Origin of the sequence: Mesobacillus boroniphilus, from assembly GCF_018424685.1 — a bacterium.
Taxonomy (GTDB): domain Bacteria; phylum Bacillota; class Bacilli; order Bacillales; family Cytobacillaceae; genus Mesobacillus; species Mesobacillus boroniphilus_A.
In genome coordinates, this window is sequence record NZ_QTKX01000001.1 from 1,354,148 (window position 1) to 1,368,847 (window position 14,700).

Below are 14,700 nucleotides of genomic sequence, written 5' to 3' on the forward strand. Positions count from 1 at the left end.
CTTATCCGAAAAACTTGAAGATACCAAAGATTAGTGTCGATACGATTGCAAGAGTTAAACCGACAGCTGTTTCGTAAGGAATCAATTTCAAACGTTCTTTGATTTCCATATTGACACTTCCGCCTGTTGCGTGGAAGAAGCTTCCGTGTGGAAGGTGGTCAAGTACAGTTGCACCAGCGTGAACCATTGCAGCACCAGCTAATGCAGTGACACCCATTTCCAAAATGGTTGTTCCGAATACTTGGGATGCAACTGCTGTTCCTGCTGTTGTCGAAGCAGTTGCAGCTGACATGAAAATACCAGATACAGGAGCAAGGACGAATGCTGGAAGACCAAGTGCATCCAGGCTGTTAATTAAGACATCCTTTAACCCAGAATTAGCGATGATTCCCGCAAGTGTACCTGTACCAAGGAGCATAATAGCTACACCTGACATTTTACCGAGACCTGCCACTGCAAAGTCATTGATATGTCTGATTCGGCCCATTGCAAGAGCTCCGGCAATCCCCCCTGCAGGCAGGGCGATCATTGGGTCGATGTTAATATCAAATAAAGGTCGAAGGGCAAGCAGGATAATCGTTACTAAAGGAGCGACAACAGCAGGAACAATCATCGGGAGCTTCCCGTTAATTGCTGTTTCACTTTCTTGAGCGGTGACGTTTGACCCCTTATTTACAAGCCTTTTAGCTAAAATATAAGTCACAGTCAACCCGAATATTGCCGGGATGATTCCCGCAGCCATGACAGAAGTCAATGGAATTTGGAATGCATCTGCCGCAGCAATGGCATTCGGGTTCGGGGACATAATATTACCGGCTTTACCGCCACCAATCATTGCAAGCAAGATGGCTGTTTTGGAAATACCTGCTCTGTTTGCGATCGCTAAAGCGATTGGAGCAACAGTGATAACAGCAACATCAACGAATACCCCAACAGTAGTAAGGATCATTGTCGCGATGGCAAGTGCTAGCAGCGCCCGCGTCTCGCCAACCTTTTTAACGATTGTTTCTGCGATTACTGCAGCAGCACCTGATTCAATCAGGACTCCCGCAAGTACACCGGCAGCCAGGATTCTTAATACTGCGGGTATAATTCCTTTCGCACCCTCCATCATCAAGGCAACAGTATTAGTGACATCTACTCCGCCTACAAGTCCTCCGATTAGGGCCCCTGCGATCATTCCATATGCAGGTGAAACTTTCTTTAAAATAAGGAAAATAGCTACTATGAGTGCTACGACTGCACCGAAAGCGCTTACTTGAATATCCAAGGTGATTCCTCCTCAAAACTTTTTTGTAACCCAATTGTAAGCGCTATCTATTGGTTTTACATTAGTCAAACTATCAAAAAAAGACCTGTAATAGAACAGATCTTTTGTGCATTTGCACAATTTCATTCCAGCTCATTATTTAGAAACGATAAATACAGATGTAGCAAGTCGGTCGTTTTTCGGGGATCCTTTCCTGTTATTTCTGTAATCTTATCAAGCCGGTACCGAAGGGTATTCCGATGTACAAACAGCTTTTGCGCAGCCTTGTTCATATCGCTGTTTGTTTCGATAATCGCTTTTAAAGATTCAGTAAGCTCTCCCTTAACATCCTTCTCTTTTAAAATTTTATAGAATGGTTGCAACTCTTCTGTGAGGCCTGTTTTAGAAGCACTTAACAAGAATACTGGTAGGTAATAATCTTCATACATGAAAATGTCATTTTGTGGAGTTAATTTCAGACCGGAGTTTAGTGTATAACCCGCCTGCCGATAGGACTTTGAGAACCCTGACAATCCTTCATGGTATGGACCAGCTCCAATTTTAACCTGAATATTAGCATTTTTTCTTAAACCGTTACACCAGTCTCCGGTTATTTTTCTTAGGTAATGATCAAAGTCGACCGCAGGTACTACTTTTAATACAACAATCCTGTCATTCTGCATGAGCAATAGGTCTTCTTTTTTTAATCGGCTTTTTAAATAGGCAAATGTTTTCTTTCGGTCAGGAGTCATAAGGATGAGAGCGGCCCTGGGCAATTCTAAATCAATCCCGAGACGCATAGCTCTTTCCAGGAAAAGTGGGTCATGTTTCCCTTCATAATGGATGATTTGGCTGACGAGCTCCTCTTTTAACCTTTCATCCCATTGGATCTCGTTCATCAATACCGCCTGCTGAAGGCTAAGCTCAGCCGCCATGCGCACGAGTTCTCCGAAGCTTCTAATTTCATCCGGGGTACCAGTAATCCCTATAACACCCATGATTTTGCCATCAAAATAAATGGGCAGGTTGATGCCCGGCTTTACCCCTTGGAGACTTTTAGCCTCCTCATCGGTTATTTCAAAACCAGTCCCTTGTTTGATCACGATGACTGCACCTTCATGAATGTCGTCGATGCGTTTTTTGTCCCCTGATCCAATGATTACACCTTGGTTATCCATGATATTGATATTCTTTCCAATGATTCCCATCGTCCTGTCAACAATTTCTTGAGCTAGCTGTTTATTTAAAAATTCCATATCAAAATCCCTGCCTTGCAAAACTTGAATACATATCATTATGACCGATTATTTACGATTACAAAAGAGAAGCGTGAGAACATGAGTCCTCACGCACAATAATTATTTTGTTAAAGCGTGTTCCACTTTTATGCATCTGTCCATGATTACGGTATATCCTTTATCTGTCAGGAAGTTATACGCCTCCTCGTTCTCTAGGCCAAGCTGTGCCCAAAAAACTTCAGCATCCATTTCCGCAAATTCTTTCGCAACCTCCAACAAGTATTCCGAACGACGGAAAACATTTACGATATCTACGTGGCCTTCTATTTCATTAAGCGTTTTAACAGCTTTAACCCCAAGCACCTCCTCAACAGTTGGATTGACTGGAATGATTTCATAGCCAGCTGCCTGCATTGCCTTTGATACCATATAGGAAGTCCGTTGCGGATTGTCGCTCAATCCCACAACTGCAATCCTTTTTGCCTTCTTAAGGATTTGGCCGATTTCTTCCCGGCTTGGATTTTTAATTGCCATATACTATCACTCCTATGGATTATTATGACCCTTACCTTATTTTATCGCACTATTAGGAAGACTCAAATCAACTTGCCTAACGGTAACTTATGAAAACAGCCTTAACAAACTAAGAAGATTTAACTTTGTTCATTCTCCTTTTCTGCATAAGTGTGAATTGGTCAGCGACGACGGCAATCAACGTACCCAGGATTAAACCATTGTTAAGGATGGACACAAGGACAGGCGGGATGTTGCGGAAAGCTTCTCCTGGGATGAACATTGCCCCTACACCGGCCAGAAGGGAAGTTCCAATGACGACCCGAATCCTCATTTTATCGTTCTCACGATCGAACTCCGAGAAAGCAATTCCAATCATATTTACGAATATAACAAAAGTGACGGAGTAGCCAACAGGTGCAGGCAGTGCCGCGAATAAAGACATCACGTGTGGCAGCATGCTAGCTAAAATAATTAGCAAAGAACTTATGATAAAAGGCAGAATCCTTGTAATTCCAGTTGTAGCGATAAATCCTGCTGCACCAGAGATTGGAACAGAGCCAATCGCTGAGAAAACTCCTCCAAGGATCTGATTGATGCCTGCTGTAAAACCGCTGGCCCGATAGCGAAAACCAGAATTGTCCGATCCCATATCTTTTAAGACTTGTCCAGTAACCCTTATGCTCGCTAACATATTTGTGATTAATAGGAAAGTGATAAAAATAGAAGTCACGATTAACCCGGAATCGAAGATGGGCTTGCCAAATGCGAAAAACTCCGGAATGGCTATTGTTGCCCCATTGTATCGTTCGTATGCTTTTCCCAGGTCCAAAATTGAAAATAGCACCCAGCCAGCGGCTAGGCTTATTAAAATTGCATACTGGCTAACCCACTTAATCCGATGTCGTGTTAAATAGAAGGTAATGCCAACCAATAAGATGCTGAAATAAGCGGTAGGAAGACTGACTTCACTTCGTCCCCCACCGAGTCCCACCATTCCATTCAGGAATGAGCCGCTTAGTTGAATGACGAGTAAAAGTAAATAAATCCCGCTGACTACAGGTGTGAACAGCTTTGCCAGTTTATCTATAAGTTTTAATAAACTTAATAGGAAAAAGACAATTCCGCTGATGATCATGGCTCCTTCGAGGGACTGCAGGGTTTCAATGTTAGATGAAAACAGTGTCGTACTTAACCCAGCATATATTGTAAATACACCCCACCATAGGCCAGCTGGTCCCTCGTTAATTGGCATACGATGGCCAATCAGAGCCTGCAGCAGACTCGAAATCCCCAATACAAACATCGTCCTCTGGACCAGTCCTGTCGTCTCCAAATCATTCAATTGGAATAAGTCGGCGATTGCAATCGGTGCAACGATTGAACCTGCAATAATAAATGCCATCCACTGTATGGCGGATAGTAATGTCTTCATATGAATTCTCCATTTTCTTGGCATAGTAATATTTATAAACATTAAAGCATCGGATTCATATTCTTTTTAGTGGAAGGATATTTATCCTAATTCTATATGGGAATCCCTTATTCCTGTGCCTATAATATTATCGTATTTAAAGATGTTGTACATGAGAAGCGTTTTTTAGGATTATCCTTTTGATCATGCAACCGATTCAATATAAAAAGGGCATCCCACATAGGGTGCCCTTTTCGCTAATAGCTTGTGAACCATAATATTCTTTGAATCCAGTAGATTATATATTTAAAGGGAGTCAACTTGTCCTTATTTTCTTCGTAATCAAGTGTGAACCTTGCTCCGTCGTTATTCCAGATTCTATTGAAATAATCATCAACACCCTTGATGAATTCACTATCGGAGGCTGCTGTTATTTTCATGTTGGTTTCAAGATTTAAATCATCAAGATTCCTACGGGTGAAGTTGGCGGACCCTCCGAGTACCAGGCTTTTTTTACCGCGTTCAAAGTAGATCATTTTTGCGTGATATTGCTCTTGGCCAGCATTGTACCATTTAATCTCAATGTTATTGCTGCCAAATTCCATGATTTCTTCTGACACAGGAATATTGGGCAGACCCGATTTCTGATTGCCAAATGCATTAGTATTTGGGTCAAGTATAATATTGATTTTCGCACCCCGGTCTGCTGCCTTGTCGATTTCGTCGATTACTTTCCTTTCGGCAAGATAGAACATACCTAACCAAATATGATCCCCTTCCCCCGTTTTTTTCAGTTCGTGCAGGAGATGCTTGAGGATTTCCCCCTCTGTTAGAACTTGGACCTTAATAGGTCCTTTTTCTTTTACAGATGTGTATACAGGGAGTTTTCCTCCTCCTGAGAAGTCGATTACAGCCTGCTCAGATTCAAGAATGTCTCCGATTATATTTCCGCTTGTTTCAAAGGCGATGTTTGAGTGGAATCCGCTTGCATCATGCGGATTCGCAGATGAAACAATAGCTGTTTTCTCAGTGACGAACACTTTCCTGTGATTCGCCTTCAGGTTTAGTAGTTCAAGATAGGTGCGGAGCGTCACGTCAGGAGCATTCTTTGCCATCGGGTTCGGAATCCAGCCTTCCCCTGATTCACCGAACCACTGGAAAAACACGCGCCAAACAGCTGTATATAATGGATTGGAATCCCTTAACGGATCCAGGTTAGTGAAGATAACTTTTATGTCATTTTCCCGAAGTTCCTTCAAGATGCCGGATTTGTGGGATCCGTATGTCAAATTAATTTCATCTGTGATGAATACGATTTTGAGATTTTTATTCTTTTTCTTTTGGGCAATAAGTTTTTCAGCAATCGATTCGCTTAATTCGGGATAGCCCATATCTTTCTTATAATAGCCATTGAATAAAAACATATCCAGGACGATGAAATCCTCAGCTTCCTCTATCCTTTGCAGTATCGTATCGAAAATATGATGCTCGTACTTTTGTTCACCATCTTGCCCTTTGTAGGTTAAATCGTATAAAAAGCGGACATCCTTTACGTTATGGACATCCCCCTCATACGATAAGCCTTCAGGAAGATCTTTGTGCGTATGATAGACAGCAGTGATGACTACTATTATTGCAAGGATCATTAAAATAAATAACGAATTTTTTTTAGACAAACTCTTTCTCATCCTCATTTAGAAGGACTCCTTAAAATTGAATAGTTTACTTCCTTATTCACTTATTCAGCAAGCTATAAACTTAGCAAGCAAGGAAGTGAGCCGATTAATGAATCAAAGTGTCATGGATTTAGTCTAAAAAATACTATATAACCAGCTGGCCATCCGTCCGGATTCAGTTTTGTTCAAGAATTGCATGGAGTTTTTAAGAGAACATGGTAAAATAGAAGAACCTTAAAATCTTAAAAGGAGAATATTTCATGGTATTAAACGCAATTATAATTATTCTAGCTTACTTGCTGGGCTCAATACCTTCTGGCCTCATTATCGGGAAAGTATTCTATGGCAAAGACATCCGTGAACATGGGAGCGGAAATTTAGGCGGTACAAATACATTCCGGACATTGGGGGTAAAAGCTGGTTTAGTAGTAAGCATTGCTGACGTTTTGAAAGGAACTCTTGCAGCAACTCTTCCTTTGCTTCTAAATGCTGATCTCCATATGCTATTGGTAGGAGTTTTTGCTGTGATTGGACACATGTATCCGATTTTCGCAGGATTTCGAGGCGGAAAAGCGGTCGCTACTTCCGGTGGTGTTTTACTCGCATATATACCGGTATTATTCTTGTTCATGCTCATTATCTTTTTCATCAGCTTGTACATAACAAAGTATGTTTCTCTATCTTCCATTCTAACTGGTATAGCCGCGTTCATTTACGCACTGTTTACCCAGGACCTTCCTTTGATAGTCGTTGTTGCGGTCCTGGCTACCTTCGTTATTTACAGGCATCGTGCTAATATTGCGAGAATCCGCAATAAAACAGAGCCAAAAATCAAGTGGCTTTAACATTTTTAAACAATCAAAAATTAGTCGGCAAACCTGCAATCAGGTTTGCCGGCTTTTTATTTACGGACGATTCCAAAGGCCTTCAGTGCCTGTCCCAAATTGCTGTACATTTTTACGTTATCAAAATTGATGCCAAGGGTAACCACTGATTGAGCCAGTTCTGGCCGCATTCCTGTCAGGTTCACATCAACTCCTGTAAGTTTAAGGCTGTCTATTATTTTAAATAGCTCCTGGGCGACCATTGTATCCACTATGAATACACCTGAGAGATCAATGATCAAGCAATCAACTTCCTTATTCTTCGTTTCACGCAAGGTATGTTCCATCAAGATCCTTGCTCTATGTGTATCAATATCGCCAATAATCGGCAGGACGGCCACTTCATCGACAATAGAAATGACAGGTGTGCTTAGTTCATCAATGACCTCCTGCTGTGCTCGCAGGCGTTTAGTGGCCTGACCCGTAAAGGAATAAGTAAAAGTGAGAATCAGGTCGTCAATGAAGTCATTAATAAGTTTACCTAACCTTAAGCTTTCCCCAGCACTAAAATTATTCGTTCTCTCTGCCATTGCAGAGATTTCTTCCCACAATGCACCGCGGACACTGTTGAAGTGGTGAACTGATTGACTAAGTGAGAGACCTAAACGCACATTATCTTCACTCACCCTTTTACCCCAATCGTTAATTTTCTCGTCGTCTGATTCCCCTATTAAAAAGCGTTCAAGCAAATGGATTAATTCTGTTATTTGTTCTTTATATAAATTGAATTTTGTTTGGTTTGTTACCTTGCTGAATGCTTCTGGCTGATTTTCATCAATTGAATTTAATATATTCGTAATTACTTTTTCTTCCCTGCTAATCAAAAAATCTTTAAATAAGTGAATTGCTCTAGACATCGCTTAGCTCCTTTTGGAAAAATAGTTCATTATAAAATATTTTTTGTTCTTTATAAGAAAAAAACAGACTTTTGCTGGTATAATTTAAATGAATATGTCATATACATTCGAAAGAAATCGAAATTGGGTTGCCTAGGTTAAAGATTGTGAATTCTTGATGAAAATACCCGAATCTATATTACTTCAAACAAACCCAATCCAAAGAATATTAAAAAAGAAGGGATCCAAATGAAAGCTTTGAAATACTCTAACCCCTCTCATTTCAGCTTTGAAATGAAGGAGAGACGGGCAAATGCAAGTGGTTTAATCTTAGATGGACCATTAAAAGAGTATCCCGGTTACTTTCCGACTTTCTTACCACTCGAAAAATCTTTCCCAAATCATAACCTGGCAATGACGAAGGATGAGTTGACAATGGTTGATTTATATCTAAAAAAAGAAGATCTCGAAAGCAAAAGTTTAAAACTGGAACAGGAAATAGCTGAAAAACAGCAAACCTTAAAAAGGCTGCAACAGGCGATTGAATCTGCCACGGGAGATATTCAAGCTGCTTCAGCAAGCCATTTGGCGGCCGGGTTAGCCCATGAAATAAGAAATCCTCTGACAACAATCAAGGGTTTTATCCAGTTACTTAAGCCGGAACTTCAGGCTGCAGGCAGGCAGGAGTTTGCAGATGTAGCTCTTGATGAAATAAGTCGAGCTAACAGCTTACTGACTGAATTTCTTTCCGTATTGAAACCTGCCTCTTCTGAGAAAAAGAAGAAGCTATCTATAAACCCCTTAGCTATGAGCATGATCAAGCTTTTTTTAAGCGAGTCTATAATGAAGGATATTGAAATCAGTGATGACCTTCCAAAAGTCGAGATATATGTATTTGCAGATGAAAATGCAATTAAACAAGTGTTAGTCAATTTGTTTAAGAATGCAATAGAGGCCGTTGAAGGAAATCATAGAAAAAAAGGTTCCATAAAATTGGTTGTCAACAAAGACGGGGGTTTTGTTTGCGTTAGTGTAATAGATAATGGCGGTGGCATTGATGAATACTCTCTGAAGAAAATCTTCACTCCTTTTTACACAACAAAAGCAAATGGCACCGGAATGGGACTGGCGATCAGCAAGCAAATAATTGAAAATCACGGCGGTGAAATGAGTGTCACCACTCAGCCATACGAAACAACATTCAAATTTTCACTCCCTGCCATATGAAATAACAGCCTTCCGATTAGTCGAAAAATTGTCAAATTGAATCCGGTTCACCCCTTCTTTCGTTGGTAAAATGTAGGTAAGAACAAGGGAAAGAAGGCGGGTTGTAATGGAAGAAGTTATAAAGCTGGCTGAAAATTTTGTGTACACAACCACAACAGCTGATGTAACGTCGCCAGATGATTTTGTTGTAGAATTTCTAACTGATATTTATGACAATGAAAAAAATGATCCTTCTACAATCAAAGTAAAGAATATGGATGAACTGATAGATTTCCTGGAAAAAATGGAGTGGTAGATTAGTTTATTTCATTTTTTGAATTACGAGTGGAACTTTACTTTTTAGTTGTGCCTCTAAACAGGATGAATTGGTTATCTAAATTCAAATATGCCATTGAAAAACATGCGGTCTAGAACCGCATGTTTTGTTTTTTAACCCTTTACACTTTTAGCAGTTTGAATTTCCCCACACCAAAAACATCTTTAATATAATCTAATTTCGTATCATTGAAATAAACCAAATCCCGCTCATGAATCAAGATTGGTACCTCGTCGAATGTAAAAACCTGATCATTTGTTAATGGCTGCTCCTCCAGAGCAACTCTAAGCTGCGGTCCTCCTCAGCCAATCCCCATCGTCAGTCGGACATATAGCTTTTCCTCATCCTTGCTTTCCTTTTTGATTGCCTTAAGCAATATTTTATATGCGCTTTCTGTTATGTTGAACATCTTAGCTCACCCTTTCATAGCTACAATTATTAATATACCTTTTTTGCAAAGAAGTTTATCGAATTATGACAAAAATACGAAAATCTTACTGAAATTTATACATTTATCACCATTCTTATAATATATTATCTTTAGAGGCTTAAAAATAAAAATGCCTCATCATATATCTGGGGAGATTAATATGAGAAAAAAGAAGAAAAAAGCTTATGGTCTGGCCTTGTTTGCTGGGGTGGGTATTTTGGCATCAACAATGACATTCCAGATGTACCACGAAGCCCAGGCAAAAACACCAACTATAACTGTGAAATCACAAAAGCCACATCTCGAAAGAAGCTTTGATGTCTCTGGCAAAAGTTTTGTGGAAACGGTTAAATTAGGCGCAATCGGTGATATCCTGATTCACGATACTGTTTACGAAGATGCCTTCCTGAATCCTGGTTATGATTTCAAACCAATGCTCAGTAATGTAAGAGGTTATTTAATTGAACCTGATCTTTTGCTAGCGAACCAGGAAACGCTTCTTGGAGGAGTGGAAATTGGACTATCTAGCTACCCGATGTTCAATAGTCCTGTAGAAGTTGGAGACGCATTGATAGATGCAGGGGTCGATATTGTATCAAACGCAAATAACCATTCGCTAGACAGATCTGAAAAGGGTGTCCTGGCTTCCATTAAAAATATGGAAGCGGCAGAACTTCCTTATGTGGGGTCTTTCAAAGATGAAGCTGACCAGCAAAAATTGCGGATATTAAATAAAAATGGGATTAATATTTCTTATTTATCATACACCTATGGAACAAATGGGATCCCAGTCCCTATTGGCAAGGATCACCTCGTGAACCTGATTGACCGTGAAGCAATGAAAGCTGAGATACACCGCGCTCGAGCAGAATCTGATGTTGTGGTCATGAGTATCCACTGGGGAAATGAATATCAGCGTTTCCCTACGAATGATCAAAAGAATCTTGCACAGTTTCTCGTCGACGAGGGTGTTGATATCATCTTTGGGCATCACCCGCATGTGCTGCAGCCCATGGAATGGCTGACGGCGACAGACGGCAGAAAGGCATTGGTTGTCTATTCTCTGGGTAATTTCCTGTCTGGGCAAATGTGGGACTATAAGGATATCGGCGGTCTTGCCACTGTGGAAATAACAAAAAACATCACACCGGATGGTAATGAAGTCGTATTGCAAAACCCTGAATTCCTCCCAACCTTTGTTTCAAGCAGCAGACAAAGTAATTACCGGGTTGTTCCTTTGCAAGAAGCCGGTAATTTCGGACTTGCTGGTGCTGAAAAAAAATATAATGAGATCATGCATCATATGACTCAATTCATAAAAGAATAAAGGTGTGAATGCCCGGTCCGTGAAGACCGGGCATTGCTTATGTTATAATCGGTCTATCTGGTATGGAAGGAGAACAATATGAAAATTACAGTTAATGATGATGCAGCAGCATGGTATGAAAATGAAATGGACCTTTCATCCGGAAGTTATTTGCGATTCTTTGTCCGGTACGGCGGCTTCAGTTCTATCCAGAAAGGTTTTTCATTAGGTGTCTCCAAGGAAGAACCGGATCATGTCGGTGTGAAAACAGAAAAAAATGGTGTCACCTATTATATTGAAGAAAAAGATATTTGGTATTTTGACGGCCATGATTTAATTGTAGAGCTCCACCCGGTTGGCCAGGAACCTGACTTCAAATTCGAAAAGTAATAAGGCAGACGCGATTGCGCCTGCCTTATTTTTTACCTTTTAAAAGAGGGTTCTCAAAACCCTCCTGTTTCAAGATTTCAGCTTGCTTCGTTCCTAAAAGATCGAAGTGAGGGTAATCTGTCTTCCTTTTATCAATCCACTCTGGCTGCAAACCATATTTTCTTCCCCACTCAGCTAACTTTTCAAGATCCCTGCAACCTACTTTCGTAACCGTTGAACAATCTGGGAAGCGGTCATCAATCCAGTAATGGGTCAGGAAGGCAAGCTCGCCACGATCGATTTTAGCTTTCCATTCATCAAGCTCATGGCGTTTTATCCCGAAAGCCAATCAGACCTGCTCCCTTTCATCTTCAGGCTTTTTCATTGCCTGTAAATAAGCTTCATGCCAGTCTGGAAAGCTCCTTTTTAACGATATCGGCCGGAAGTTATCCTTTTTAACACAGACATGTTTTGAGCTGCCAGTCAATGCGAGCTCACCTTTACCATTGAAGATTTCATATTTATAGACGGACCGAATCCCATCATATTCCTCCACCCAGGTCTTGATTGTAGCTGTATCTCCATATCTCAATGGTTTTTTATAGGAAGCTTGTATATCAAGTACAGGTGAGATGATTCCATCCTTCTCCATTTCTGCATAATTAAAGCCAAGTTCCTTAATCAATTGTGTTCTGCCCAGCTCCATCCACACCAGATAATTAGCGTGATACACGACACCCATCTGGTCTGTTTCTGCATATCTTACCTCGATTTCCCTAGAAGATATTTTCATTGGTATTCCCCTTTATTTTTCTTGTATGTTTTATCCTATAAGCTTTTTTAAAGCCGCTTCAAAATCCTGTTTTTCCAAGTAGAAAACATCTTCATCCAGATTCTCGACATTTCCCCCGTCAATCAATCGATATGCCTGGGATTGAATCGCTTCATCCACTAAGTTTGTGGCAAAGCGACCATTCCCTTTCAGTTCTGTTGTTGAAAGTTTCTCAGACAAAAACGCTTCAGCTTCGGGGTTCATCCTATATTGATACTTGCCAGCGTAGTTCTTGATGATGAGCAACAAATCACTCACACTATAGTCCGGAAAGTGGAAAAACTTCTTGAACCTTGACCTGAGGCCAGGATTGCTTTCGAGCAGCATATCCATTTCAGCAGGATATCCAGCTAGGATCACAACAAGATTTTCATTATGCCTGGTCATTTCATCGACAAGAGTATCAATAACTTCCTTGCCAAAATCACCTGAGCTTTGACCCAGCAAAGAGTATGCCTCATCTATAAATAATACTCCTCCGAGTGCCTCTCGAATTTTTTTCTTTGTCTTGATTGCAGTCTGTCCGACATAACCAGCGACAAAATCGGCCCGGCTGCTGATAATAAGATGTCCTCTCTTCAGCATTCCGCATTCCTTCAGAAGTTCTGCGTAAATCTTTGCTACAGTAGTTTTTCCTGTTCCCGGATTACCGGAAAAGACTGAGTGAAGCTGTATCGGCACAGCAGGCAGTCCCTTTTCCTTTCGCAGCTGCTGCATCCTGACGAAGGAAATCAGGGAGGTAACCTCTGATTTCACAGTGTCCAATCCAACGAGTGCATTCAGCCTGTCGAGTGGTTTTTCAGCTGAAATAGTTGAAGGAGATTCAAAATCCTCTTTTTCTAATAAGGTATAAGTTGAAAAGTCATCTTCTTCACTCTGCCTGGATCCCTTTTTGAAAATTGCTTCCAATACAAGGTTTCGTACCGTCCTGGCATTTCCGAAGGTATCATCGACTCTTTCCTTTTCAATACGATCCCTAAGCTCAAGCTTTGCTGCATCTGTCATCGCATAATCGTTATCCTGTGCCGCTTGATCCGCAATCTGTAACAGTTCACCATCCGAATAATCTGGTAGATGAATCAAATTTGATTGAGGGAAACGTGATCTTAAACCTGGGTTCGCATCAAGAAATTGACGCATTTCTTCTGGATAACCAGCAAGAATCACGGCGAATTTACCTCCATACTCTTTCCCGGTCATTAAAGAAACGAGTGTATCGATAGCAGTTTGACCATAATCATTTCCAGTCTGGCCTTCCCGCTTAAGACTGTACGCCTCATCAATAAATAGCACCCCTCCCAGGGCTTGCTCAACGACCTTCCTGACATTTTCTTCTGTCTGCCCGACATAAGCACCAACAAGCTGTGAACGGTCAGCCTCGATGATTTCTTCTCGCGGCAGTACTCCAAGCTGGTGATATATTTTTGCAAGCAATCGTGCCAATGAAGTTTTTCCTGTTCCCGGATTACCAGTCAGGACCATATTCAAGCTTTGATCATCCTTCGTCTGCAGACCAAGCTCTTTCCGCTTTTGCTGATACTTCAAGAATCGGTAAAAATCATTCACTCTCTCCTTGACCGATTCAAGTCCTATCATTTTATTAAGTTCAGCCAGAGGATCGATTTCAGACTGTTTTTGCCTCTCCGATTCCTCAGCAAATTCTTCTTCCCATTGCAGCTTGATCTGTTCCAGACTTTGAAGTCTTTTCTGTATTTCTTCATAATGGATGGCTGTGTGAAATACTCCGGTAACCGACTCTTCATATAGCTCTGTCGCTTTCAAGAGAGCTGCAGTCTCTTCTACAGCCTTTTCCAGCATATCGGTCAACCTCTTGAACTTAGCCTCAACTTCAGACCCTTTTTCAACCGTCTTGGCTTTTAGGTCATCAAGCTCTTCTTCAGCGTGTGAAAGGAATTGCTGGGAAATATCGATATACTGCTCGGCTGTTTTCTTTTTTAAGGCTCGATTATCAGTTTCCCTGATCCGAGGGAAGATTAGCTGTTCAAATAAATTCCCTTTATCTTTCCACTGATTCCTGGCGAGCAAGGATTTTGCCTTCTTGTTTGCCGAATCGTGTTCTATCGCAGTCTTTAACCACTCAAGGACGAGAGAATCATACCCATTTCGTTGGGATCTAGATTGTGCAGCCAGAGTCAGGGTTTGAGAAAGTTGCTTATGCTCTTCACTTTTTGTCAGCTTCTTGATTGCTGTGATCAAACTGGCTTCATCCTGAATAAAGCCTTTTGTATTTATCTCTTCCTCCCATAGCAAAATCTGTTCATCTATAGGAATTTGTTTTTTATGTAGTTCCATCAAAATCACTTCTTTATCTAAAGTTTGAAAAATATACTTTCATTGTCTGTGTTTACATCCCGTATATTATCACATTTTTAACCAAACGGAAAAAGAC

General features: G+C 40.8%; 14 protein-coding genes. 5 read left to right on the top strand and 9 right to left on the bottom strand.

Going from position 1 to position 14,700, the window contains the following annotated elements:
* Nucleotide 1: 1 nt before the first annotated feature.
* The 5 genes from DYI25_RS06865 to DYI25_RS06885 all read right to left on the bottom strand — a co-directional run bounded on the left by DYI25_RS06865 (nucleotide 2) and on the right by DYI25_RS06885 (nucleotide 6,090).
* Nucleotides 2-1,270 (bottom strand): GntP family permease, encoded by a 1,269-nt coding sequence (locus DYI25_RS06865; RefSeq protein WP_213367668.1) that lies wholly within the window; start codon nucleotides 1,268-1,270, stop codon nucleotides 2-4.
* Between the two features lie 122 nt (nucleotides 1,271-1,392).
* A complete protein-coding gene (locus DYI25_RS06870; RefSeq protein ID WP_213367669.1) occupies nucleotides 1,393-2,505 on the bottom strand; it encodes a sugar diacid recognition domain-containing protein in 1,113 nt (370 codons plus the stop codon).
* Nucleotides 2,506-2,607: 102 nt separating this feature from the next.
* Entirely contained in the window at nucleotides 2,608-3,021 is a 414-nt protein-coding gene (locus DYI25_RS06875; protein ID WP_213367670.1) for a CoA-binding protein, read from the bottom strand.
* A 109-nt stretch (nucleotides 3,022-3,130) separates the two neighbouring features.
* On the bottom strand, nucleotides 3,131-4,435 hold the full coding sequence (locus tag DYI25_RS06880; RefSeq protein WP_213367671.1) for a purine/pyrimidine permease: 1,305 nt from the start codon (nucleotides 4,433-4,435) through the stop codon (nucleotides 3,131-3,133).
* Nucleotides 4,436-4,671: 236 nt separating this feature from the next.
* A complete protein-coding gene (locus tag DYI25_RS06885; protein ID WP_342032483.1) occupies nucleotides 4,672-6,090 on the bottom strand; it encodes a phospholipase D family protein in 1,419 nt (472 codons plus the stop codon).
* Between the two features lie 260 nt (nucleotides 6,091-6,350).
* On the opposite strand from DYI25_RS06885, the gene plsY reads away from it, so the two are divergent.
* Complete coding sequence (gene plsY / locus DYI25_RS06890) at nucleotides 6,351-6,935, top strand: glycerol-3-phosphate 1-O-acyltransferase PlsY (protein ID WP_213367672.1); 585 nt, start codon at nucleotides 6,351-6,353, stop codon at nucleotides 6,933-6,935.
* Between the two features lie 56 nt (nucleotides 6,936-6,991).
* Here the strand turns inward: plsY and DYI25_RS06895 are convergent, their stop codons facing one another.
* The gene (locus DYI25_RS06895; RefSeq protein WP_213367673.1) at nucleotides 6,992-7,831 is read right to left on the bottom strand and encodes an STAS domain-containing protein; all 840 of its coding nucleotides are present in this window, start codon (nucleotides 7,829-7,831) and stop codon (nucleotides 6,992-6,994) included.
* A 228-nt stretch (nucleotides 7,832-8,059) separates the two neighbouring features.
* Between DYI25_RS06895 and DYI25_RS06900 the strand changes: the two genes are divergently transcribed.
* The 4 genes from DYI25_RS06900 to DYI25_RS06915 all read left to right on the top strand — a co-directional run bounded on the left by DYI25_RS06900 (nucleotide 8,060) and on the right by DYI25_RS06915 (nucleotide 11,479).
* Complete coding sequence (locus tag DYI25_RS06900; protein ID WP_213367674.1) at nucleotides 8,060-9,037, top strand: two-component system sensor histidine kinase NtrB; 978 nt, start codon at nucleotides 8,060-8,062, stop codon at nucleotides 9,035-9,037.
* Nucleotides 9,038-9,143: 106 nt separating this feature from the next.
* Nucleotides 9,144-9,332: a hypothetical protein gene (locus DYI25_RS06905; protein WP_213367675.1), complete on the top strand. Its 189-nt coding sequence runs from the start codon at nucleotides 9,144-9,146 to the stop codon at nucleotides 9,330-9,332.
* A 611-nt stretch (nucleotides 9,333-9,943) separates the two neighbouring features.
* Nucleotides 9,944-11,110: a CapA family protein gene (locus tag DYI25_RS06910; RefSeq protein ID WP_249745272.1), complete on the top strand. Its 1,167-nt coding sequence runs from the start codon at nucleotides 9,944-9,946 to the stop codon at nucleotides 11,108-11,110.
* Between the two features lie 78 nt (nucleotides 11,111-11,188).
* Entirely contained in the window at nucleotides 11,189-11,479 is a 291-nt protein-coding gene (locus tag DYI25_RS06915) for a HesB/YadR/YfhF family protein (RefSeq protein WP_213367676.1), read from the top strand.
* Nucleotides 11,480-11,504: 25 nt separating this feature from the next.
* Here DYI25_RS06915 and DYI25_RS06920 read toward each other — a convergent pair whose 3' ends face one another.
* Genes DYI25_RS06920 through DYI25_RS06930 form a run of 3 tightly spaced genes read right to left on the bottom strand, consistent with a single transcriptional unit; the run spans nucleotide 11,505 to nucleotide 14,603 of the window.
* Nucleotides 11,505-11,807 (bottom strand): hypothetical protein, encoded by a 303-nt coding sequence (locus tag DYI25_RS06920; RefSeq protein WP_213367677.1) that lies wholly within the window; start codon nucleotides 11,805-11,807, stop codon nucleotides 11,505-11,507.
* The gene (locus DYI25_RS06925; RefSeq protein WP_213367678.1) at nucleotides 11,808-12,251 is read right to left on the bottom strand and encodes an acyl-CoA thioesterase; all 444 of its coding nucleotides are present in this window, start codon (nucleotides 12,249-12,251) and stop codon (nucleotides 11,808-11,810) included.
* Between the two features lie 30 nt (nucleotides 12,252-12,281).
* The gene (locus tag DYI25_RS06930; protein WP_213367679.1) at nucleotides 12,282-14,603 is read right to left on the bottom strand and encodes an AAA family ATPase; all 2,322 of its coding nucleotides are present in this window, start codon (nucleotides 14,601-14,603) and stop codon (nucleotides 12,282-12,284) included.
* Nucleotides 14,604-14,700 lie beyond the last annotated feature (97 nt).

Bases quoted from the DNA above. Each gene is read 5' to 3' on its own strand.
- DYI25_RS06870 (WP_213367669.1), bottom strand. From the start codon at position 2,505: ATGGAATTTTTAAATAAACAGCTAGCTCAAGAAATTGTTGACAGGACG.
- DYI25_RS06875 (WP_213367670.1), bottom strand. From the start codon at position 3,021: ATGGCAATTAAAAATCCAAGCCGGGAAGAAATCGGCCAAATCCTTAAG.
- DYI25_RS06880 (WP_213367671.1), bottom strand. From the start codon at position 4,435: ATGAAGACATTACTATCCGCCATACAGTGGATGGCATTTATTATTGCA.
- plsY (WP_213367672.1), top strand. From the start codon at position 6,351: ATGGTATTAAACGCAATTATAATTATTCTAGCTTACTTGCTGGGCTCA.
- DYI25_RS06895 (WP_213367673.1), bottom strand. From the start codon at position 7,831: ATGTCTAGAGCAATTCACTTATTTAAAGATTTTTTGATTAGCAGGGAA.
- DYI25_RS06900 (WP_213367674.1), top strand. From the start codon at position 8,060: ATGAAAGCTTTGAAATACTCTAACCCCTCTCATTTCAGCTTTGAAATG.
- DYI25_RS06905 (WP_213367675.1), top strand. From the start codon at position 9,144: ATGGAAGAAGTTATAAAGCTGGCTGAAAATTTTGTGTACACAACCACA.
- DYI25_RS06910 (WP_249745272.1), top strand. From the start codon at position 9,944: ATGAGAAAAAAGAAGAAAAAAGCTTATGGTCTGGCCTTGTTTGCTGGG.
- DYI25_RS06915 (WP_213367676.1), top strand. From the start codon at position 11,189: ATGAAAATTACAGTTAATGATGATGCAGCAGCATGGTATGAAAATGAA.
- DYI25_RS06925 (WP_213367678.1), bottom strand. From the start codon at position 12,251: ATGAAAATATCTTCTAGGGAAATCGAGGTAAGATATGCAGAAACAGAC.
- DYI25_RS06930 (WP_213367679.1), bottom strand. From the start codon at position 14,603: ATGGAACTACATAAAAAACAAATTCCTATAGATGAACAGATTTTGCTA.